The following is a 23,366-nucleotide window of genomic DNA, read 5'->3' on the forward strand; positions in this document are numbered from 1 at the left end:
TATTAAGCTAATTCAGCTAAACACATCTCATCGTAGACCTGTTTAACCCATTTATTCACACGTTCAGACGTTAATTCCGGTTGGCGATCTTCATCAATACATAAACCGACGAATGTATTGTCATCAATTAATGCTTGAGAAGACTCGAAGGTGTACCCTTCGGTTGGCCAGTTTCCTACAATAATTGCTCCATGCGGTTCAACAATGTTGCGCACAGTTCCCATCGCATCGCAGAAATAATCTGCGTAATCTTCCTGGTCTCCACAACCGAAAATGGCAACTAATTTATCTGTAAAATCAATCTGTTCTAACGTTGGGAAGAAATCGTCCCAGTCACATTGCGCTTCGCCGTAATACCAAGTAGGAATACCGAAAAGCAAGAAATCATATGCTTCAATATCTTCCTTACTGCTTTTTGCGATGTCGCGAATATCAACTAAATCACTACCTAATTGCTTTTGAATCATTTTAGCAATGTTTTCTGTATTGCCGGTATCACTACCATAAAATAAGCCAACAACAGCCATTTCTTTTTTACCTATTTTTCAATTTTAAAATAATCTTGCAAAATCGTGACGATTAATTCGGAACGACTAACATTCAGAGTTGATGCTAAATCTTCTAATTGTTGAACCAGATCTTCATGCAACTTTAACTCAACACGTTTTAACCCACTAGATTTATCGCGCTTTAATTGATTGCGTTTATTGATACGAATCTGTTGTTCTCGGCTCAGTGGATTAGTTTTCGGACGTCCAACTTTGCGAATATCGCTAAATAAATCTAAAGTAATGCAATCAGAATCTTGTTTTGCCATTTTTAACCACTGGCGTGTAAATTTACTTCCTTTAATAAAAAGAATTATTTAGGAAGTGATAATGATAAGCTACAACCAAATTGGTAGGAAACTATACCATAATTCAAAGGCAAATGAAATTTTATTTAGATTCGTATTGACTATCAATTTTATCTAAAAAATTTGCTATTGCACGAATGACAAACTGCGGTTTTTCCGCATGTACCCAGTGACCGCTACCATTAATGGTAAAGGCGTTTGCCTGTGGGCATTGTTCGATAATTTGTGACTTATATTGTGGCAAGATATAAGAGGAGTTACCGCCTTTGATAAACAAGCAAGGTTGTGGAATATGGAGGGTGTGCCACCCCATAAGGTTGGCATAATTTTGTTTAAGTGCGGTCAGATTAAAACGGAAGCGCTCGGGGGATTCGCTATCAAACGATTTCAGCATAAACTGTTGCACGCTTGCATCTTCAATGTGTTGTGCCAAAATCGGTTTAGCCTCTTGACGGGTGTGCGGTTGGGCGGCTTTGACTGCAAATAATCCGTCAAATACCGAATCATGGCCATGGTTGTCATAAATGACCGGCGCAATATCAATGACGACCAAACTTTCCACTATTTCCGGGTGTAATGCCGCCAGAGCCATTGCTGTTTTACCTCCCATAGAATGTCCGATAAGCACCACTTTTTTAATGGATAAAGATTGAATCACTGCAAACACATCTTCTGCCATTGCATCATAATTCATTTCATCGCTATGGAAACTTTGTCCGTGATTGCGTAAATCCACGCGTAAAATGGCGTAATCATCACTAAATGCACGGGCTATTACGCCTAAATTATTCATATCGCCGAATAAACCATGAATAAAAACCAATGCAGGCTTGTTAATTGCTTGTTTTGATTCATGAAATTGGAAGTTGAGTAATTTTTGCATGGCGTGAATTTTTGTCTAGAGAATTTGTTAATAGCCCGCTATAATGTGCCAAAAGATTAAATAGATCAAGCAAGTGGAGAGATAAAATGAAAATTATTGAAGTCGATGAAGAGCTTTATCAATACATTGCCGGCAATACGCAATCTATTGGCGAAAGTGCATCGGATATTTTGCGCCGTTTATTAAATCTTTCTCCGCGCAATGCTTATGTTAACTTATCGGAAAATCAATCCGGTCTTACACCATCTTCTTCCAATGAACAAACGAAGGTGACCGAGCAACCAATCGTTTTTGAAGAAGAAATCAACAAACCGGTGATCAGAAAACAATCTGACGAAGTCATGCAAAAAACCATTACGAAATTGGAATCTTTGTTAAATTCTGAAGAATTCAAACAGGAAAACAAAGCGGTTGTTCGTTTTTTAAATATTTTGACAATTTTATACCGCACCAATCCGGAAGGTTTTGCGCTTGCTACTGAATCTCTACAAGGGCGAACCCGTGTTTATTTCGCCCGTGATGAAGGTACTCTGCTAATGGCGGGGAATCATACCAAACCGAAACAAATTCCTGACACGCCATATTGGGTGATAACCAACACAAATAGCGGTCGCAAAATGTTAATGTTGGAAGGTGCGATGCAGTCTATGCATTTGCCGGAAGAATTAATCGAACAAGTGCGGTCATATTTTACGGCGAATTAGTAATGATCCCGCCTTGGCGTTGTTTTTCCAATTCACCATTGTTTTCCGAACGAATCGCCTTGCAAGTTTTGCAGGGCGAAACTTTTACATGGCGTCGGCTTGCGACAACGCTACAAACTCTTTCCTCTTATCTTGCGCAACAAGGCGTGACTAAACAAAGCGGCATTGCATTATGCGGGAAAAATAGTCTTGAACTGGTTCTGTTTTATTTAGCGGCGATTCAGCTTGGTGCTCGGGTGCTTCCCCTAAACCCGATCTTTCCAACGGAAAAAATCCTTGAGCTGTGCTGTGTAAATGACATTGAGTTTTTCTTGATATCCGAGCCGTCTGAAACAGCGTTTGAGCCACTCAAGTGCGGTCAATTTTTCAAACGTTTTTTCACCTTAACCCAGGCAATGACGCAAGCCCTGGAAATTGACCATTGCCACGATTTTAAATTTGATGATACACAACCTGCAACTATGACGTTAACCTCCGGCTCTACCGGCTTGCCAAAAGCGGTTGTGCATTCGGTTCGGGCACACTTGGATAATGCCAAAGGGGTGTGCGCTTTGATGGATTTCACAGCAGAGCACTCGTGGTTGTTGTCTTTGCCTTTATATCATGTGTCGGGACAAGGTATTGTATGGCGTTGGTTGGTGAGCGGAGCCACATTGGTGTTGCCCGCTGAGGATTTTTATGCCTCGATCAATCAGGTTTCTCACGTCTCGTTGGTGCCGACACAGGTGCAACGCTGGTTGCATTATCTCAGCGAAAATCGAAGCACCTTTCATACTCAAGCGGTGTTGCTTGGTGGTGCACAAATTCCTCTTACGCTTACGCAAGCGCTAAAATCCGTCGGGGTCAAAAGTTATGCCGGCTATGGTATGACGGAAATGGCTTCCACCGTTTTTGCTAAGGTGTATGATGGAAAAAATGGCGTTGGACGGCCTTTAAACGGGCGGGAATATCAGTTAGTGAATGATGAAATTTGGCTACGCGGTGCCGGGTTGGCATTAGGTTATTGGCAACAGGGACGAGTGGTGTCTTTGCTAAATGAACAAGGTTGGTTTGCTACCAAAGATAAAGGGGCTTGGGTTGATGATGAACTTGTGATTTTAGGACGAATTGATAATATGTTCATTTCCGGCGGCGAAAATATTCAGCCGGAGGAAATTGAAGCAAAGATTTTACAATCAGACCTGGTTCGTCAAGTGTTTGTGTTGCCCATTAGTGACAAAGAATTTGGGCAACGGCCGGTTGCGGTGGTTGAATTTAAAGAGGTATTCAATCAAAGTGCGGTCAAAAATCTGCAAGAATTTTTACACGGGCGGTTGGAACGTTTTAAACAGCCCGTTGCCTATTATCCACTGCCGTCGGATTTGGTCCGCGGTGCAATTAAGATTTCACGGAAAGTGCTGGCAGATTGGCTGGCAAAGCAATTAGGATAACTATGAAAATATCGTATTTTTTAACCGCACTTTGCGCCGCATTTGTGTTGAATGTGGCTGTGTCGCAAAGTGCATTTGCCGATCAAAATAACAACGCATTGCCGACGGAAAAAAGCCTTAAAGCAGATCTTGCCGCGGCAAATAAAATGGCTGATAGCGATGAGAAAAAAGCGTTGATTGACAGTTTGCAAACCTCATTAGATTTGTTGCAACAAATTCAAGCTCAACAAAAAAGCAATGAGGCATTGCAAAACACGATTAATGGCGCTGATGCCGAAATTCAAAAAAATAACAGTGAGTTACAAAATCTCAAGAAGCAACTTAACACTGCCAAAGCAGAGGATTATCAGTCTCGTAGCTTGTCTGATTTACAGGCTCAGCTTGAAAAATTAACCAATCAACAACAGGAAACACAGGCGGCATTAAGTGTTGCTAATAGTCAATTGGCGGGTCAAAGCTCGGTTTCCGAACGGGCGCAAGCCGCATTAACTGCAAACCTGAAGCGTACTCAAGAGCTTAATCAAAAACTTAGCAATAGTGGCACCCCAAGCGTTTTGAAACAGCAGTATCAGTTGGAATTACAGCTGATCGATTTGAAAAATACCTATAACCAAATTTTGTTGAAAAATAGCGATCAGCTCACGGTGCTGTATCAGAGCCGTTATGATTTATTAAGCGTTCGCGCACAAGTGCAACAACAACAATTGGCAGTGATTCAGGAAGTGATCAACCAAAAAAACTTAGAACAAACGCAAAATCAGGTTGATCAAGTTCAGCAACAAAGCCAAAGTGCGGTCAAAAATCAGTTTATTCAGAAAGAATTGGAGCGTAACGCGCAGCTTAGCAAGTATTTGTTGGAGCAGACGGAAAAAATCAACACACTCACGCAAGATGAACTAAGGATGCGTAATGTGTTGGATAATCTGACGCAAACCCAACGTACGATTGATGATCAAATCAGTTCTTTACAAGGCACGTTGGTGCTATCGCGGATTATTCAGCAACAAAAGCAAAAATTACCGACAAATTTAAACATTCAAGGGCTCTCCAAGCAAATTGCCGATTTGCGCGTGCAGATTTTTGATATTACGCAAAAACGTAATGAGCTCTATGACTTAGAGAGTTATATTGAAAAAATCCAGCAGGATGAAAATCAGACGTTCAGCGCGGAGGAAAAGGCACACTTTACCAATTTGTTAATTGAGCGTCGTAAGATTTTGTCAGATTTGATTAAGTCTTTGAATAATCAGTTGAATTTAGCTATTTCATTAGAGCTGACACAACAGCAAATTACGCAAATTAGTGATCAGATTCAATCTAAATTGGATCAACAGAGTTTCTGGGTAAAAAGTAACAATCCGATTAATATGGATTGGATCAAAAACTTGCCGATGTCTTTAAGTACCCAGTTTGACGGTATTGTCAAAAAATTAGGCTTTCCAAATGACTTTGATAATTTGCCGTATTTGTTGACTTATGTTTTTATTTTAGTGGTTATCGGCGGCATTATTTTTAAATTTAAACCGGCAATTAAACATCGCTTGGGATTAATCAACAGCCAAATTAATACGCTACGTTCCGACAGCCAATGGCATACGCCTATTGCTTTATTCTATACGGCTATTCTGTCTTTATCCGCAACCTTGTGGTTCCTAGCTATTTGTCAAATTATTGGATTTTTCTTCTTTAGAAATCCGAATGAATTTTGGCAATGGTCACTAAGTATGGCGAGATATTGGTGGTTCTTTAGTTTTGTGTTGGCGGTGTTGCGCCCGAACGGCATTTTAGTGCGTCATTTTGGCTTTACGCAAGAAGGCGCGGAGAAATTGCAATCCATTACCAAGCGAATTATTGTTGCGGTGGTTTTATTACTTAACACGTCAATTTTCAGTAATGTGATGGACAGCGGATTGGCCAATGATGTGCTAGGTGAAATTAATACGATTGTCGCCCTTGGTTTTTGTATTGCGATTATTGCACCGCGTTTTAATAAAGCGGTAAAAACTTTTGGCGATAGTGCACAAGATAATCGGGATAAACTGATTCTAAAAATCGTTCGGATTTTACTTCGCTTAGTGCCGGTGGGATTAATTGTGCTAATAGCCTTGGGCTATTACTACACCGCGTTGAACCTGATTTCTCATATGATTAATACGTATATTGCGTGGGTCGTTTGGTCACTCGTCCGCCATACGGTGTATCGCGCCATTACTGTTGCCTCACGTCGCTTGGCCTACCGTCGATTACAGGAAAAACGCCAACAAAAGGCTACTGAATCCAGTGACGGAACAGCGTCCAATGATGTTGTGGTGGTTACCGAACAAGAAGAGGGGCTAGCGTTAAATGAAGTGCGTAGCCAATTGATGAGATTTGCCGATTTGTTTGTGTGGACAGCCTTATTTGCTATTTTCTATTATGTTTGGTCGGATTTAGTCACTGTAGTAAGTTATTTACGAGACATCACGTTGTGGCAACAAACAACAAACAACGGAACCAGTGTGGTGACGGAAAGCATTTCGTTATTCAATTTAATTGTTGCCTTGGTGATTGTAGCGATTACCTATATCTTGGTACGTAACATTCCGGGGATTTTGGAAGTGCTTGTGTTCTCCCGCGTAAAATTGTCACAGGGCACGCCTTATACCATCAACACGTTATTAACCTATATTTTGGTGGCTATCGGTAGTGCCTGGGCATTCGCCACACTGGGGATGTCGTGGTCGAAATTGCAATGGTTGTTCGCTGCACTGTCTGTTGGTCTGGGTTTCGGTATGCAGGAAATCTTTGCGAACTTCGTGTCAGGTATCATCTTATTATTTGAACGCCCGATTCGCGTGGGAGATACCGTTACCATCAATGATGTCACTGGTACGGTAGCAAAAATTCGCATTCGTGCGATTACTCTTATTGACCCCGATCGTAAGGAAGTCATTGTACCAAATAAATCCTTTGTAACGGGGCAGGTCATTAACTGGGCACTTTCTAATACCGTAACCCGCTTGGTTATTTCTATTGGCGTGGCGTACGGCTCCGATTTGGAACTGGTGAAACGCTTATTGTTACAAGCCGCAAACGAACAACCTTCAGTATTGAAAGATCCGGAACCGAGAGCCTTGTTCCTAAATTTTGGCGCGAGTACATTGGAACATGAATTACGCGTTTATGTAGGGCAACTTTCCGAACGTATCAGCACTATCGATGCATTAAACCGACGGATTAATGAATTATTTGCGGAACACAATATTGATATTGCTTTCAACCAACTTGATGTCTTTATTAAGAATAAAGATACCGGTGTGATGATGCCGTTGGTGGATGTGAAATCGTAATTTGCAGTAAAGAGAGAAAATTATGGCAGGAAATACTATCGGGCAACTGTTTCGCGTGACGACTTTCGGTGAATCCCACGGCATTGCATTGGGCTGTATCGTTGATGGCGTGCCGCCGAATATGGCATTATCGGAAGCGGATATTCAACCGGATTTGGACCGTCGCAAACCGGGGACCTCGCGCTACACCACGCCCCGCCGTGAAGATGATGAAGTGCAAATTTTGTCCGGCGTATTTGAAGGTAAAACGACCGGCACCAGTATCGGCATGATCATCAAAAATGCGGATCAACGCTCACAAGATTATGGCGACATTAAAGATCGTTTCCGTCCGGGGCACGCAGATTTTACCTATCAACAAAAATACGGTATTCGTGATTATCGGGGAGGCGGTCGTTCTTCTGCTCGTGAGACAGCCATGCGTGTCGCCGCCGGAGCCATTGCCAAAAAATATTTACGTGAACAATTCGGTATCGAAGTACGTGGTTTTTTAAGCCAAATCGGTGAGGTAAAAATGGCACCGCAAGCCATTGAAAACATTGACTGGGAGGCTGTGAATAGCAATCCGTTCTTTTGCCCGGATCAAAGTGCGGTGGAAAAATTTGATGAATTAATCCGTGAACTGAAAAAACAGGGTGATTCCATTGGCGCCAAAATCACTGTGGTAGCGGAAAATGTACCTGCAGGGCTGGGCGAGCCGGTGTTTGATCGCTTAGATGCCGATCTTGCTCATGCTTTAATGAGCATTAATGCTGTAAAAGGCGTTGAAATTGGTGATGGCTTTGCGGTGATAGAACAGAAAGGCAGTCAACATCGTGATGAAATGACGCCTGAAGGCTTTCTTTCTAACCACGCAGGCGGTATTTTAGGTGGTATTAGCTCTGGTCAACCGATAGTCGCCACGATTGCCTTAAAACCCACTTCCAGTATTACCATTCCGGGGCGCTCTATTAATCTGGATGGCGAACCGGTGGAGGTCGTCACCAAAGGTCGCCATGATCCTTGTGTTGGTATTCGCGCCGTGCCGATTGCCGAGGCCATGATGGCGATTGTGTTATTGGATCATTTATTACGTTTTAAGGCACAGTGTAAATAAGCATAGTGAGACGATAAAATGAAAAAAACGTTACTTGGATTCCTCAAAAGTGCGGTTATTTTTAGCGGCGTTTTTTATACCGCCCAAGTGATTGCCGCACCGCAAGATTGGCAACAAATTAAGCGACCTATTCCGGCAGAAGACGGAAGACCTCAACCCATCGGAAGTTATACCAATGGCTGTTTGATCGGTGCACAACCTTTGCCTTACAAGGGAGTGGGCTATCAAGTCATTCGCATGAATAAAAACCGTTATTACGGTCATCCCGATATGATTAGTTATTTACAACGTTTAGGTGAGCGGGCTAAAGCGGCGGGCTTGCCAACAATGTTGGTGGGAGATATTGCCATGCCCGGTGGCGGACGTTTTTTAACAGGGCACGCCAGCCATCAGATGGGATTGGATGCGGATATTTGGTTACGCATGGGGGCGATGTCTGATACGGATGCGCTAAACTCTGATGGTAAGGGTTTATTGGTGGTAAATCGTAAAGCACAGCGGGTGGATGAGAGCATTTGGAATGCAAATCATGCAAAATTAATTAAACTCGCGGCGGAAGATCCAAAAGTTACCCGTATTTTCGTGAATCCGGCAATTAAGTTAAAACTTTGTGAAACTGCCGGTGCCGACCGTCATTGGTTGCATAAAATTCGTCCTTGGTTCGGACACGATTCCCATTTCCATGTGCGGATCGCTTGCCCGCAAGGAGCACAGTATTGTGAAAATCAAGCACCTGTGCCGGCCGGCGATGGTTGTGGTGAGGAGCTTTATTCTTGGTTTGAACCCGCCAAACCCGGTGCGACACCAAGTAAACCGAAAGTCACCCCACCGGAACCGTTTTTATGTCAACAGGTGTTAAGCTCTCCAAATCGAAGTGAATGGCTGGAGTAATATATGGAGTTTGGGGTTGATATTTTAGCCATTTTATTTGCGGTAGCGTTCATTGCCGGTTTTATCGATGCGATTGCCGGTGGTGGCGGGTTAATAACGATTCCCGCCTTATTAATGACAGGCATTCCTCCCGCTGCCGCTCTCGGTACGAATAAACTCCAAGCCTGTGGCGGTTCATTTTCAGCCAGTTTATATTTTTTACGCAAAAGAGCGGTTAAATTTTCGGAAGTTTGGTTGATTTTGCTGATGATCTTTCTTGGTTCTGTGGCCGGCACAATTTTGATCCAATTAATCGACGCCTCCTTAATTAAGAAAATTCTGCCATTTCTCATTTTGGCCATCGGCTTATATTTTTTACTTACGCCTAAACTAGGCGATGAAGATCGTAAACAGCGCCTATCATATCCGATTTTCGCGTTTTGTATCGGCTCGTTAATGGGATTTTATGATGGTTTTTTTGGTCCGGGCACCGGATCGATTATGAGTTTGGCTTGTGTTACTTTACTTGGTTTTAATTTAGCCAAAGCCACCGCACATGCTAAAGTGATGAACTTTACGTCTAATCTGGCTTCGTTAATTTTCTTTTTAATCGGCGGACAGATTTTATGGACGGTTGGTTTGGTGATGATGGCAGGACAATTTATCGGTGCAAATTTCGGCGCTAAAATGGTCATGACCAAAGGCAAAAGCTTAATTCGCCCAATGGTGGTGGTCATGTCTTTTATCATGACGATAAAAATGGCCTTTGATCAAGGCTGGTTTAATTTTTAACGGTATAAAGTGCGGTGAATTTCCGCAAAGTTTTTTATGACAGATTCTCAACAGAACATTCGTTTAACCGCACGTGTCGGCTATGAGCCGCATTTTTCATGGTCGTATTTAAAACCCAAATACTGGGGTGTTTGGCTCGGTATATTGGCACTGTTGTTATTGGCTTTCGTGCCTTTTCGCCTGCGTGATAAATTGGCTGCCAAACTGGGCGTGTTTATCGGACATAAAGCGAAAAAACAACGCAAACGGGCGCAAATTAATTTGCAATATTGCTTTCCTCAATGGACGGAGCAACAACGCGAGCAGGTGATTGATGAAATGTTTGCCGTGTTGGCGCAAGTGATGTTAGGCATTGGTGAAATTGCCGTACGTTCTAAAAAACATTTGCAAAAGCGGAGTGAATTTATTGGCATTGAACACATCAAGCAGGCAAAAGAGCAGGGGAAAAACGTAATTTTGTTGGTGCCGCATGGTTGGGCAATTGATGCCTCCGGCATTATTTTACACACGCATGGCATTCCAATGACATCTATGTATAACCCTCACCGCAACCCGTTGGTGGATTGGCTTTGGACATTGGCGCGTGAACGCTTCGGGGGCAAAATGCATGCCCGCCAAAATGGCATCAAACCGTTTTTAGCGCATATTCGTCAGGGGCAGATGGGCTATTATTTACCGGATGAAGATTTTGGTGAAGAGCAGAGCGTGTATGTGGATTTCTTCGCTACGTACAAAGCAACCCTGCCGGGCATCAATAAAATGGCGAAATTGGCGAAAGCGGTAGTAATTCCCATGTTTCCGCGTTATAACGCCGAGGCGGGCAAGTACCAAATGGAAATTCATCCGCCGATGACGTTAAGTGATGATCCGCAACAGTCGGCGCGTGCCATGAACGAAGAAATCGAAAGTTTTGTCACTGCCACTCCGGCCCAATATGTGTGGATCTTGCAGCTGTTGCGTACCAGAAAAAATGGTGAAGATCTTTATCATTAATGTTCGGCAAATCGCCTTTTTATGGTAATATGCCGCCCGTTTTATAATTTCAATCCGCGTTCAAAAATGACCGCACTTTTAGGTAAAAAAATGGAAAACAAACTTGCATTAATTGCATCTTCAATTAAATCGATTCCTAATTATCCGAAACCGGGAATTATTTTCCGTGATATCACCAGCTTGGTCGAAAATCCAAGTGCATTTCATGCCGCAATTGAACTCATCGTGCAGCATGTTAAAGCGAAAGGAATTACCAAAGTTATCGGCACCGAATCTCGTGGCTTTATTTTTGGGGCACCCGTGGCTTTAGCGCTAAACGTGCCTTTTGTGTTAGTACGCAAACCGGGTAAATTGCCACGTGAAACCATTGCACAATCCTATGAATTGGAATATGGTCAAGATACCTTGGAAATCCATACGGATTCTATTCAAGCTAACGATAACGTCTTGGTTATTGACGATTTGTTGGCAACCGGCGGTACTGTCGAAGCAACCATTAAATTGGTACAACGCCTTGGCGGAGAGGTAAAATATGCCGCATTCGTGATTAATTTACCGGATTTAGGCGGCGAACAACGTTTACTCGGACTGGGTGTTGAACCTTATACTTTAGTGAATTTTGAAGGCGAGTAATTCGCCCTCTTTACCATGATTCAAGCAAGGATAAAGCATGAGTTATCAAGTATTAGCAAGAAAGTGGCGACCAAAAACCTTTAACGAGGTTGTTGGACAGCAGCACGTCTTGGCGGCACTTGCAAACGGCTTGCGTGAAAATCGCTTGCACCATGCTTATCTTTTCTCCGGCACCCGTGGTGTGGGCAAAACCTCCATCGCTCGGTTATTTGCTAAAGGACTGAATTGCGTCAACGGCGTGACGGCCGAACCTTGTGGTGAGTGCGAGCACTGCAAGGCCATAGAAGAAGGCAATTTTATTGACTTAATCGAGATTGACGCAGCGTCCCGCACGAAAGTGGAAGATACCCGCGAATTACTGGATAACGTGCAATACAAACCGGTGGTTGGACGCTATAAAGTGTATCTTATCGACGAAGTGCATATGCTTTCCCGCCATTCCTTCAATGCATTGTTAAAAACTTTGGAAGAACCGCCGGAATATGTGAAATTCCTGCTTGCCACGACAGATCCGCATAAGCTGCCGGTGACAATTTTGTCCCGTTGTATGCAGTTCCATTTGAAGGCTTTGGAGCCACAACAAATCTCTGCGCATTTGGCCGATATTTTGCAACAGGAAAACATTCCATTCGAAGATCTGGCTTTGGATAAGTTAGCCAATGCAGCCCAAGGTAGTATTCGAGACAGTTTAAGTTTAACGGATCAAGCCATTGCCATGAGTAACGGCAATGTAACGCTGAGCGTGGTAAAGGAGATGCTTGGCTTATTGGATGAAAGCCAAGCTATCGACATTGTTTATGCCTTACAACAAGGTAATGGCGAAAAACTCATGCAGGTGGTGAATGCTGTTGCCGATAAAGCCGGGGATTGGGATGAATTATTACGGGAAGTGGCGGAAAATTTACACAAAATCGCCATGCAACAATTATTGCCACAACCGAATATTGATGAATCCAATCAAATTGGTTTTTTAGCCAAGCATATTGCGCCGGAAGATGTGCAATTCTTTTATCAAGTATTGGTTACCGGCCGAAAAGAACTCGCCTTGGCGCCAACGCCACGCATGGGGGCAGAAATGGTGCTATTGCGTGCCTTGGCATTTCATCCAAAATTAGTGAATTATGTCATTGCTACGGAATCGGCGCAAAGTGCGGTAGAAAATGCTGCTAAATCTTCGATGCCATCCACTGCACAATCGGTTCATGCCATTGAAATGCCGGTAGTGTCTCAAGCGATCAAGGCACACTATCAGGCAAAAAAACAGCCGATTCATCAAGATGTTCCCCATCAAGCCAATCTTCAAACTACACAGGCTCAATCTTCGGAGCAACCCGCCGAAGTGTTGGTGAATTCGCCGGTGCTTAATGCATTAGAAGGCCTGAATCAATTAGGGGCTATGCCAAGCCGTAGTGCATCAGAAAAAAAAAAGTCTGAGCACTTAAGCGAAAATTCGTTGCCAAAAACGACCGCACTTTTAGCCGACAAAGAAAATAGGGAAGTGAAAAGTGCGGTAGAAAATTCAACCGAATCCGATACCGATGAAACTGACGTAGAGCTGCTTGGTGAGGACTACCGTTGGGAGTGGAGTAATCCTGAGCTTGCCAATGTACAAGAAGGCCCGAAACCTTCCGAAATCAAGGCCGCCATTTTGCAAGACATCACACCTGAATTACAACAAAAAATCGTCAATTTAACTCAAGAACAAGATCGTTGGGCGCGCTTAATTGAGCAAAGCGGTGTAGAGAATCTCACTAAAGAATTTGCTTTGAATACCTTTATTTGGCAGGAATCAGATGATGAATTAAAACTTGGTGTGCGTTCTAGCCATTCCCATTTGAACCAAGAAAAACATCGTAATGCCTTGCAACAAGCGGTTTCTTTTGTGCTGGAAAAAACGTTGCAACTTAATGTTGACATCAGCGATGATGCCGCTTACTTAACGCCAACGGATTATCGCCGTAAAACTTACATCGTGTTACGTGAACAGGCGGAAAAAGAGGTGCTGCAAGATCAGAAACTAAAATTATTGGAGCAGGCATTTAATTGCGTTATTGACGTGAAAAGTATTCGCCCGGTGTAAGGTAGATTTCCAATGCGTAAGATTTTATTTGTGATTTTTTCTGCTTTAGCTACTATTCCTTCTTACCTTTTTTATAGTGTGGAGATTTTTTCTCCCATTCATATCCAATTCCAACAGACTGAAAATTTCACTTATCACCCTATGAACACGGATAGCGGCTTGACTTGTTTTAAAACGGAGGAAAATATTAATCCGATTCAACAAGATAAGCTCCGTTTGTTGATTTGGAACGTGCATAAAGGGTTGGATCACGGTTGGCAAGAAGAATTGGAAAATTTCGCACAGGGCAAAGATTTTCTGTTGTTACAGGAAGCTACCAATACGCAAAACTTAGCCGAGAAATTTTCATCACAATTTCCTACCGCACTTTATGCTACGGCCTTTGCTTATTTAGCACAGCAATCCGGCGTGCAGATTCTTTCAAAATTTTCACCGCACTTTTACTGTGCCGGTGCAGAAGTTGAGCCTTGGATTCGTATTCCCAAAGTGGGGGAGGCTATGATATTTCCATTGACTAATGGACAAGCCTTGCTCGTGGTTAACGTGCATTTGATTAATTTTGAAATTAATCTCGATGCTTATCGTCAACAACTTAGCAGACTGATGTCATTGGTGAACCGACATCATGGGCCGATTGTGTTGGCAGGAGATTTTAATTCTTGGAACGGTTATCGCTTAGCGTTAATTCGCGAACTGGCAAAGCAATATGATTTACAGGAAGTGAATTTCTCTGAGGATCATCGCCTGCGCTTTTTAGATTATCCGTTGGATCATGTCTTTTTACGCGGTTTGTCTGTCACTTCCGCAACCACCCGCCCAACTGAGGCTTCCGATCATGCCCCATTGTTGGTGGAGGTGGATGTGCTTCATTAGATCGCTGCCGTCACCACAATTTCAACTTTCCAGCGTGCGTCCGCTAATTTTGCCTCAACAGTGGCGCGCGCAGGGGCATTATTTGTATCAACCCATTCATCCCAAGCCCGGTTCATTTCAGCATAATCCAACATATCGACAAGGAAAATTTGAGCATTTAAAATACGACCTTTATTCGTATTGGCTTTAGCGAGTAATTTATCAATTAATGAGAGAACTTCTTTCGTTTGTGCGTAAGCATTTTCTGTTAGCGTTGTTTCCGGCACTTGACCCGCTAAATAAGCGACACCGTTATAAATTACCATTTCCGATAAACGGGCACCGCTGTCGATACGTTGAATAGGTTGCATCTTTTTCTCCTTAATTGTTTCAGCACAAAAATAATCGCTGGGGATTATACCAATTTGATGGAAAAAGCACTAAAATTCTTGAACCTTTAAACTGATAATAAGTCCTATTTATGAAACTACTAATTTCTAATCAACATGGCGCCATTGTAATGGCCTTAATGCCGTTTCTATACGGAATGTTACTCGGACGCCCTATTTGGCAACATGTTTTCTTCTTATTGGCATGGTTTTCGTTGTATTTAATGACCTATCCGTTCTTAAATTTATTTAAAGGCAGAAATTTAGAACTGTATATCAAATGGTCATGGATATATTTCTTTGCTTGTGTCATTTTTGCCATTCCGGTGTTGATTTACAACTGGCATATTGCATTATTTGTTGCCGCTATGTTGCCGTTGGTTTTAGTCAGTATTTATTATGTGAAGCAAAAAGATGAACGCGCATTTTTGAACGATTTAGTCGGGATCATTATTTTTGCGATTGCCGGTATGGGTTCCTATTATTTCCCTGACCGAGCCTTTGACCACAATATTTGGTTGGTCGCCTTATATCCAAGTCTATTTTTTATCGGAACCACATTATACGTAAAATCGGTTATGCGTGAACGTAAGAATCCGCTATATTTGAAACTCTCTATTGGGTTTCATGTGGTTTGTATTCTTGGCTTTCTCTTGCTACAACAATATTTAATGGCATTCGCTTTTGTTCCGCCGTTAATTCGTGCAATTTGGTTACCGCATAAGAAATTATCGGTAAAACAAGTTGGGTTCACCGAAATGGGCATTTCCCTCTTGTTTTTCGCCAATTTGCTATATGCTACTTTATGAAGATGATGAAAAAACAGTTAAGAAATTTTGCAATATTATTGGGACTATTCAGTTTCTCCGCACAGGCAATCGATGATGTGGCCTGGTCGGTAGGGCAAACTGCACAGACCATGAGTAAATTCGTGCAAAATAAACTGAATAATGATGAATTAAGAAATTTAGCAAGACAATTTTTTGCGCATGACGACGCACGCTCTGTCTTTAATATTATGCGGATTTTAGCATTAAAAGATGATCGAAGTGCCCAATTGGATGTAGGTCGTTTTTATTTTGGTGGTGATGGCGTTGAACGAAATTATGAAAAAGCCTACTGGTGGTTCAGTGAGGCGGCAGAAAAAGGCAGTGTCAACGCGCTAACCAATTTAGGGATTATGTATGTCGGAGGCTATGGCATACAAAAAAGCCTCAAACATGGCATGGAGTTATTAGAACAAGCGGCAGAATTCAACGATTCTCATGCTATGCTCGTTTTAGGTATGCTATATTTTAATGAAAACAAAATTAAAAATTTTAATAAATCCTTTCACTGGTTAGAAAAAAGTGCCAAATTAGGTAATGAAGAAGCTATTTTTCGCCTAGGCCTGATGTATGAACATGGTGTCGGTACCAAACGTAACCGTCCAATGGCAATGTCTATTTACCGCGATCTTACCGCTCAAAAGGGCCATTTTTCCGGCATGGCACGGGAAAGACTGGAGATGTTAAATCATTACCAATAACCATAAGAAATCCATCTGAGCAGATGGATTTTTTGTTTACGCGTTAGGTGAATCTAATCCTTATACCTTTTGTGCCCGTTATGCAATATCGAATGCAACAATGGGTTACACCAACCTAAAATGGCGAATAAATATCCGCTACACATAAGTCTTCATCGAAATAATCTTGTTTTGCTTTTATGAATCACGACTGTATATATCGGAACAAATCTTATGACGTAGCATTCGCTCTCTGTGTGAAAACATCGCAAAAATCGACCGCACTTTGAGATAGAAAAGGGCGCCATGAGCGCCCCGTGTGTATTGAATTTTATTCCTGCGGTGTCACCACTTCAATTTCCACATTGCTATGCAAGCCTCGCGGTAACTGTGTCCCTTTGCGCCCCCGTTCGGCACGGAATTTCTGTAAATCTTCCGGTTTCAAGGTCACTTTACGTTTCCCGGAATGGAAGACCAGGCTGGAATTTTCTTCAATCAACAATAACCGCACCAATAATTCGGAACGTGCTTTGGCGTTGGCGGATGGAATGGTAACAATTTTGTTACCTTTGCCTTTGGACAATTCCGGTAAATCTTGCACCGGGAAAATCAGCATTCTGCCGGCGGAGGTAAGTGCCACCAAAAGTGCGGTCGGATTTTTCAATGTTAATGGCGGTAACACTTTGGCATTTTCCGGTAAGGAAATGAGCGCTTTACCGGCTTTGTTACGGGCGACTAAATCGGCGAATTTACAAATAAAGCCATAGCCTGCGTCGGATGCCATGAGTAACGGTTGATCTTCATTTTCAATCAGCAGCTGATCAACGGTTGCACCTGCCGGCAGGGTAAGTTTTCCGGTGAGCGGCTCGCCTTGGGAACGGGCAGACGGCAGACTTAGCGGATCCAGTGCGTAACTGCGCCCCGTGCTGTCGATAAACACCGCCGGTTGATTGCTTTTGCCGTAGGCATGCGCCAAATATTTGTCGCCGGCTTTGTAGCTTAAGCCTTGCGGATCAATGTCATGCCCTTTCGCGCAACGCACCCAACCCATTTCCGATAAAATCACCGTCACCGGTTCTGTCGGCAGCATTTCGTTTTCTGCAATGGCTTTGGCTTCCGCTCGTTCAACTAACGGCGAACGACGAGGGCTAGCGTACGTTTTGGCATCTTGTTGAATTTCTTTTTTCAACAACGTATTTAAACGGCGTTCGGAGCCTAAAATCTCTTCCAAAGATGACCGCTCTTTTTCTAATTCCGCTTGTTCCGCTTGCAATTGATGTTCTTCCAGTTTCGCTAAATGACGCAAACGCAAGTTCAAAATGGCTTCCGCTTGTGCATCGCTTAAGTTGAAACGTGCCATTAATTCGGCTTTCGGCTCATCTTCGTGACGGATGATTTCGATGACTTCATCAATATTCAAAAAGGCAATCATCAAACCTTGCAAGATATGCAGGCGGGCAAGCACTTTGTCTAAACGATATTGCAAGCGTCGGGTCACGGTGGTGCGACGGAAAGTCAGCCACTCGGTGAGGATTTCCAACAAATTTTTCACTGCCGGTTTGTAATCCAAACCAATCATGTTCATGTTGACACGATAGCTTTTTTCCAAATCGGTGGTGGCAAATAAATGCGCCATCATGGCATCAGTATCTACGCGATTCGAACGCGGCACGATCACAATGCGCACCGGATTTTCATGATCTGCTTCATCACGAATATCTTCTACCATCGGCAGTTTTTTCGCGGTCATTTGCTCGGCGATTTGCGCAATCACTTTGGATGGTGAGGCTTGGTGAGGGAGGGCGCTGATAATGATTTCCCCGTCTTCTTTCTTCCATGCTGCGCGCATTTTGATAGAGCCGCGACCTTGTTGATATATTTTGCGAATTTCTTCTTTCGGCGAAATGATTTCTGCCTCTGTCGGGAAATCCGGGCCTTGCACCACAGTCAACAAATCATCCAAGGTCGTTTTTGGATTATCCAGCAACATCACTGCAGCGTCAGCAATTTCATTAATGTTGTGCGGAGGAATATCCGTTGCCATCCCCACCGCGATCCCTGTCGTACCGTTGAGTAAAATATGAGGCAAACGTGCCGGCAAATATTGCGGTTCTTCTAAGGTACCGTCAAAGTTCGGTTGATAATCCACGGTGCCTTGACCGAGTTCTGCCAATAGCACTTCTGAAATTTTAGATAAACGGGATTCTGTATAACGCATTGCCGCGAAAGATTTCGGATCGTCCACCGCGCCCCAGTTGCCTTGCCCGTCAACCAATGGGTAACGGTAAGAGAAGGGCTGTGCCATCAACACCATGGCTTCATAGCAAGCGCTATCACCGTGCGGGTGGAATTTACCCAACACATCCCCCACAGTACGGGCAGATTTTTTATATTTTGCCGCTGCATTCAGCCCAAGCTCGGACATGGCATAAATAATGCGTCGCTGTACAGGCTTTAAACCATCACCGATAAACGGCAAGGCGCGATCCATGATGACGTACATGGAGTAGTTGAGATACGCCCTTTCGGTGAAGTGGCGTAGTGGCATTTGTTCGATGCCTTCGTAGTTGATGGAGTCAGTCATGATTTATTTTTGCGTTTTATTTATGTCGATAATATTCGTTTAATTTATTGGTTTTCGCCAAATTTCCCCTCTTTTGTAAAGAGGGGGTAGGGGAGATTTAAAGTGCGGTTGATTTTTGAAATGTTTTTAAGCGTTTGAAAATGTCACCGCACTTTTCTTCTTACACAGCTAAATCCACTTGATCCCCTTTCGCTTGCAACCAGTTTTTACGGTCTTCAGCGCGTTTTTTGGCCAGTAGCATATCCATGGTTTCTATTGTTTCTTGGCTTTCTTCGCCTTGTGCTTCAAAGGTGAGTTGCACTAAACGACGGGTGTTCGGATCCATCGTGGTCTCGCGTAATTGCATTGGGTTCATTTCACCCAATCCTTTAAAACGCTGTACGTTCGGCTTGCCTTTTTTCCCTTTCAGACGATCCAAAATAGCCTCTTTTTCGCTTTCATCTAGGGCATAGAACACCTCTTTACCTAAGTCGATTCGATAGAGCGGTGGCATCGCCACATACACATGGCCTTTTTCCACCAGTTTCGGGAAGTGGCGTAGGAAGAGGGCGCAAAGTAGGGTGGCAATATGTAAACCATCCGAATCCGCATCGGCGAGAATACAGACCTTGCCGTAGCGTAATTGGGATAAATCATCGTTGTCGGGGTCAATGCCCAGTGCCACGGCAATATCATGCACTTCTTGTGAGGCTAACACTTGCTCTGGGGAGACTTCCCACGTGTTCAAGATTTTACCGCGCAACGGCAAAATCGCTTGGTATTCACGTTCCCGTGCTTGCTTGGCAGAACCGCCGGCAGAATCCCCTTCTACGAGGAATAATTCGGTTAAATTGAGATCTTGTGAGCTGCAGTCGGCGAGTTTGCCCGGTAGCGCAGGGCCACTCACCAGTTTTTTACGCACCACTTTTTTCGCTGCACGCAAACGGCGTTGGGCGGAACTGATTGCCATATCCGCCAATAATTCAGCTTGTTGAATATTTTGGTTTAGCCACAAACTGAAAGCATCTTTCACAACGCCGCCAATAAACACCGCACTTTGACGGGAGGAAAGGCGTTCTTTGGTTTGTCCGGCGAATTGTGGATCTTGCATTTTAAGGGAAAGTACATAAGCACAACGATCCCATAAGTCGTCAGCGGTGAGTTTCACACCACGCGGCAATAAATTGCGGAATTCGCAAAACTCACGCATGGCATCCAATAACCCTTGACGCAAACCGTTGACGTGTGTGCCGCCAAGTGCGGTCGGAATCAGGTTTACATAGCTTTCGCCGATGAGTTCGCCACCTTCCGGCAACCATAATAACGCCCAAGATACCGCTTCTTTTTCGCCCTTAAATTCACCGATGAACGGTTGTTCCGGTAAGGTGACTAAACCGTTTACCGCTTCCATTAAATAGTCGTTCAAGCCGTCTTGATAAAGCCAAGTGTCTTCGGTGTCATTCACTTTATCGATAAATTTAATTTCTAGTCCTGAGCACAACACGGCTTTAGCGCGGAGTAAATGACGCAAACGGCTGACGGAGAATTTTTCGCTGTCGAAATATTTCGGATTCGGTTTGAAATGCACGGTGGTACCGGTCGTGCGACGACCGCAGGTACCGATAACGGTGAGGTCTTCCACTTTTTTGCCATTTTCAAAGGCGATTTGATACACTTCACCGTTACGTTTAATGCTTACATCAACCCGTTCGGATAAGGCGTTCACCACAGAAATTCCTACCCCGTGTAAACCACCGGAAAACGTGTAATTTTTATTAGAGAATTTACCGCCGGCGTGCAGTTTGCTCATGATGACTTCTACGCCGGATACTTTTTCCACCGGGTGAATATCTACCGGCATACCGCGCCCGTTGTCGATCACTTCAATGGATTGATCTTTATGCAAAATGACTTCGATTTTCGTAGCAAAACCGGCAAGGGCTTCGTCCACGCTGTTGTCGATAACTTCTTGTGCGAGGTGATTTGGGCGGGTGGTGTCGGTGTACATGCCCGGGCGGAGCTGTACAGGTTCAAGGTCTTTTAAAACGGTAATTTCGTTGGCGGAATAATTCGTTGTCATAGTCATTCATTAATAAAATTTTGGAAGCAAAATTGCGCGGGATTATAGCAAAAAACAACGGGATTTTTAACCGCACTTTTCATGCTGAGAGAAGAGAAAAGAGCGGTCATTTTGGCGAGCGTTTTTACTGTTGTTTGAGTAGCGTTTCGTAGCGTTCGTCCGTTAAGGTTTTCAGAAAGGCTTCAAGGTCATCCAGTTGTTCATCACTTAACGGTGGTGCTTTGAGTTCTTCAAGATTCATCGTTGCAGCGTATTCCGGAGCTTCCCAAGGTTGCTGGGTTTCAGGATTCAGTTTACGCGCAGGGTTGTTGAAATGATCGAAATATTCCAACACGGTGCGTAAATGTTTAAACACGCCGTTGTGCATATAAGGTGCGGTGACGGCAATGTTGCGTAGGGTTGGCACTTTGAATTTGCCCTTTTGGCGTTGATCACCGTTGACCATTGGGTTATCCAACAAACCGTTATCGATAAAATCCTCGCTGAGCTGATTATGCGTGATTAAACGCCGATTTTTAGGCACGCCCATGTTGTAATAGCGATAATTGGTGAAGGTTTCTTCCTTATGTTCGGCATCTTGCGCTTGGTGGCAGTTGCTACAGTTGGTTTTGGTGTTATCAAAAAATAATTGTTTACCGCGTTTTTCTTGGGCGGTCATCGCATATTTGCCTTGTAGAGATTTATCGTATTTGGAATCAAAAGGATGTAATAAACGTTTTTCTTTTTGGAATACGGCAAGGGCGTCTTCCATGGCCGAATAAACGCTATCTACACTTTGCCATGTGTCTTTTCCGTAGTGTTGGGTAAAGAGCGTGAAATACATTGGCGTATTGATGATCCGTTTGGCAACGGAAAGTTTGTCCGGCATCCCCATTTCCACCGGATTGATTGGCGGTCCGCCGGCTTGTTCCGCCAGATCTTTAGCGCGACCATCCCAAAATTGACCGCCTACATAATCTTGAATTTTTTCGTCGTAATGAAACTCCGGTGCATAGCTTGCATAAAGCATGGTCGGGGCATTGCGCGTGCCAAACAGTTTTGGATCATCGCCTTGGGACACCATTTTGTCTGCGCTGTTTTCCCGCAAATCGACAAAGGCGGTATCTGGGCTGTGGCAACTGGAACAGTTTTGATTACCATGAAGAGAAAGGTTGTTATCAAAAAATAAAATTTGCCCCAATAACGCTTTATCAATCCCGCCTTTCGGCATTTCACGGGCTTCTTTTTCTAACGCAAAGGCAGAGAAAGGAATCCATGCGGCAAATAGTATAATAAATAAACGGTTCATAGTCAGTCCTAATAATAAAATGATGCTGTCTAGCATACCGTTTTTTCTCCTCTTTCAGTCTTCCTATTTTAAGGTATAACCTTTGACTTGCATCATACAAAATCTCTTTTTTAAAAAAAGCACTTTATCTTTTTATAGAATAGTTTACTATTTTACTTGGTTTTTGTTATCAACATTTATGGGGGAAAATTATTATGTCTTTTGCCGATAAAAAATTAAGTGAAATTGCGATTTCAGTCCCAGGATCAACCGCACTTTTACGTGAATATGATTTGGATTTTTGTTGTGGTGGTGCTGATACATTAGGTGCTGCAGCGGCAGAGAAAAATTTGAATTTAGCGGAAATTGAAGCGCGTTTAACAGAATTACAAAATAGTAAAAAGCAGGATGATGAGCAGCGTTGGTTGACTGCACCTTATGCCGATATGATTAATCACATTATTCACCGTTATCATGAACGTCATAAACAACAGCTTTCCGAACTTTTTGTCTTGGCAGAGCGCGTAGAATCCGTTCACGGCGATCGTGATGATTGTCCAATTGGCGTTGCCGCTGAAATTCAAAATATTTATGCCGATTTAAGTAGTCATATGATGAAAGAAGAACAAATTTTGTTCCCGATGATCAAAATGGGTAACTATGCGATGGCAAGAATGCCGATTCAAGTGATGGAACATGAACATGCAGAGCATGGGGATCACTTGGAAGTATTAAAATCATTAACCAATAATTTAACGCCGCCGGCAGATGCTTGTAACACTTGGCGCGCACTATATAGCGGAATCCAAGAATTTATGGATGATTTAATGATGCATATTCACACGGAAAATAATATTCTCTTTCCACGTGTGATTGAGGAAGGTAGTAGATAAAATTTGTACAACAATTTATATTTGTTAAAGCCATTAAATATGATGTTTAATGGCTTTTTATTACTTAAAGTTATGTTGCTTATTGGGTGATGGTTTTGGTGTTGTTTTTTTATTTTTTTTTAACTTATTAATCCATATTTGTCTATTAT

At 43.1% G+C, this 23,366-nt stretch carries 20 protein-coding genes; 13 read left to right on the forward strand and 7 right to left on the reverse strand.

The genetic code is table 11. From position 1 onward, the window contains the following. Nucleotides 1-2: 2 nt before the first annotated feature. From fldA to DK428_RS08135, 3 genes are all read right to left on the reverse strand, one after another. Nucleotides 3-527, reverse strand: a complete 525-nt coding sequence (fldA, locus tag DK428_RS08125; protein WP_005702646.1) for a flavodoxin FldA — start codon at nt 525-527, stop codon at nt 3-5. 11 nt (nt 528-538) lie between these two features. After that, nucleotides 539-817 carry a LexA regulated protein gene (gene ybfE, locus DK428_RS08130; RefSeq protein WP_005702647.1) on the reverse strand — a complete coding sequence of 93 codons (279 nt, stop codon included), beginning with the start codon at nt 815-817 and terminating at the stop codon, nt 539-541. A 121-nt stretch (nt 818-938) separates the two neighbouring features. Then, nucleotides 939-1,739 carry an alpha/beta fold hydrolase gene (locus DK428_RS08135; RefSeq protein WP_109063584.1) on the reverse strand — a complete coding sequence of 267 codons (801 nt, stop codon included), beginning with the start codon at nt 1,737-1,739 and terminating at the stop codon, nt 939-941. Between the two features lie 86 nt (nt 1,740-1,825). On the opposite strand from DK428_RS08135, the gene seqA reads away from it, so the two are divergent. From seqA to DK428_RS08185, 10 genes are read left to right on the forward strand one after another with little or no spacing between them, the layout of a single operon-like run. Further along, nucleotides 1,826-2,443, forward strand: coding sequence for a replication initiation negative regulator SeqA (seqA, locus tag DK428_RS08140; protein WP_005702649.1), 618 nt, complete (start codon nt 1,826-1,828; stop codon nt 2,441-2,443). Between the two features lie 2 nt (nt 2,444-2,445). Continuing rightward, on the forward strand, nt 2,446-3,873 hold the full coding sequence (gene menE / locus DK428_RS08145; RefSeq protein WP_109063585.1) for an o-succinylbenzoate--CoA ligase: 1,428 nt from the start codon (nt 2,446-2,448) through the stop codon (nt 3,871-3,873). 2 nt (nt 3,874-3,875) lie between these two features. Next, nucleotides 3,876-7,202, forward strand: coding sequence for a mechanosensitive channel MscK (gene mscK, locus DK428_RS08150; RefSeq protein ID WP_109063586.1), 3,327 nt, complete (start codon nt 3,876-3,878; stop codon nt 7,200-7,202). 22 nt (nt 7,203-7,224) lie between these two features. Next, a complete protein-coding gene (gene aroC / locus DK428_RS08155; protein WP_109063587.1) occupies nt 7,225-8,298 on the forward strand; it encodes a chorismate synthase in 1,074 nt (357 codons plus the stop codon). An 18-nt stretch (nt 8,299-8,316) separates the two neighbouring features. Continuing rightward, the gene (gene mepA, locus DK428_RS08160; RefSeq protein WP_109063588.1) at nt 8,317-9,189 is read left to right on the forward strand and encodes a penicillin-insensitive murein endopeptidase; all 873 of its coding nucleotides are present in this window, start codon (nt 8,317-8,319) and stop codon (nt 9,187-9,189) included. Nucleotides 9,190-9,192: 3 nt separating this feature from the next. Next, a complete protein-coding gene (locus tag DK428_RS08165) occupies nt 9,193-9,960 on the forward strand; it encodes a TSUP family transporter (protein WP_109063589.1) in 768 nt (255 codons plus the stop codon). Between the two features lie 36 nt (nt 9,961-9,996). Continuing rightward, entirely contained in the window at nt 9,997-10,953 is a 957-nt protein-coding gene (lpxM, locus tag DK428_RS08170; protein WP_050693427.1) for a lauroyl-Kdo(2)-lipid IV(A) myristoyltransferase, read from the forward strand. A gap of 21 nt (nt 10,954-10,974) precedes the next feature. After that, the gene (gene apt / locus DK428_RS08175) at nt 10,975-11,586 is read left to right on the forward strand and encodes an adenine phosphoribosyltransferase (protein ID WP_012771295.1); all 612 of its coding nucleotides are present in this window, start codon (nt 10,975-10,977) and stop codon (nt 11,584-11,586) included. A 37-nt stretch (nt 11,587-11,623) separates the two neighbouring features. Beyond that, complete coding sequence (gene dnaX / locus DK428_RS08180; RefSeq protein ID WP_109063590.1) at nt 11,624-13,666, forward strand: DNA polymerase III subunit gamma/tau; 2,043 nt, start codon at nt 11,624-11,626, stop codon at nt 13,664-13,666. 12 nt (nt 13,667-13,678) lie between these two features. Then, complete coding sequence (locus tag DK428_RS08185) at nt 13,679-14,539, forward strand: endonuclease/exonuclease/phosphatase family protein (RefSeq protein WP_109063591.1); 861 nt, start codon at nt 13,679-13,681, stop codon at nt 14,537-14,539. Here DK428_RS08185 and DK428_RS08190 read toward each other — a convergent pair. Then, nucleotides 14,536-14,889 (reverse strand): RidA family protein, encoded by a 354-nt coding sequence (locus DK428_RS08190; protein ID WP_109063592.1) that lies wholly within the window; start codon nt 14,887-14,889, stop codon nt 14,536-14,538. The two genes, DK428_RS08185 and DK428_RS08190, sit on opposite strands and share 4 nt — an antisense overlap. A 110-nt stretch (nt 14,890-14,999) precedes the next feature. Here DK428_RS08190 and DK428_RS08195 point away from each other — a divergent pair, with 110 nt between their 5' ends. Both DK428_RS08195 and DK428_RS08200 read left to right on the forward strand, forming a co-directional pair. Beyond that, complete coding sequence (locus DK428_RS08195) at nt 15,000-15,716, forward strand: YwiC-like family protein (protein WP_109063593.1); 717 nt, start codon at nt 15,000-15,002, stop codon at nt 15,714-15,716. Continuing rightward, entirely contained in the window at nt 15,713-16,435 is a 723-nt protein-coding gene (locus tag DK428_RS08200) for a tetratricopeptide repeat protein (RefSeq protein ID WP_109063594.1), read from the forward strand. The genes DK428_RS08195 and DK428_RS08200 overlap by 4 nt, the downstream gene beginning before the upstream one ends. 310 nt (nt 16,436-16,745) lie before the next feature. On the opposite strand, the gene parC is transcribed toward DK428_RS08200, so the two are convergent. From parC to DK428_RS08220, 3 genes are all read right to left on the reverse strand, one after another. Then, nucleotides 16,746-18,998, reverse strand: coding sequence for a DNA topoisomerase IV subunit A (parC, locus tag DK428_RS08210; RefSeq protein ID WP_239493758.1), 2,253 nt, complete (start codon nt 18,996-18,998; stop codon nt 16,746-16,748). A 160-nt stretch (nt 18,999-19,158) separates the two neighbouring features. After that, the gene (gene parE / locus DK428_RS08215; protein WP_109063596.1) at nt 19,159-21,057 is read right to left on the reverse strand and encodes a DNA topoisomerase IV subunit B; all 1,899 of its coding nucleotides are present in this window, start codon (nt 21,055-21,057) and stop codon (nt 19,159-19,161) included. 124 nt (nt 21,058-21,181) lie between these two features. After that, nucleotides 21,182-22,345: a cytochrome-c peroxidase gene (locus DK428_RS08220; protein ID WP_109063683.1), complete on the reverse strand. Its 1,164-nt coding sequence runs from the start codon at nt 22,343-22,345 to the stop codon at nt 21,182-21,184. Nucleotides 22,346-22,539: 194 nt separating this feature from the next. On the opposite strand from DK428_RS08220, the gene ytfE reads away from it, so the two are divergent. Next, complete coding sequence (gene ytfE / locus DK428_RS08225) at nt 22,540-23,217, forward strand: iron-sulfur cluster repair protein YtfE (RefSeq protein ID WP_109063597.1); 678 nt, start codon at nt 22,540-22,542, stop codon at nt 23,215-23,217. Nucleotides 23,218-23,366 lie beyond the last annotated feature (149 nt).

The sequence above is a fragment of the Aggregatibacter kilianii genome (assembly GCF_003130255.1).
GTDB classification, from domain to species: Bacteria; Pseudomonadota; Gammaproteobacteria; order Enterobacterales; family Pasteurellaceae; genus Aggregatibacter; species Aggregatibacter kilianii.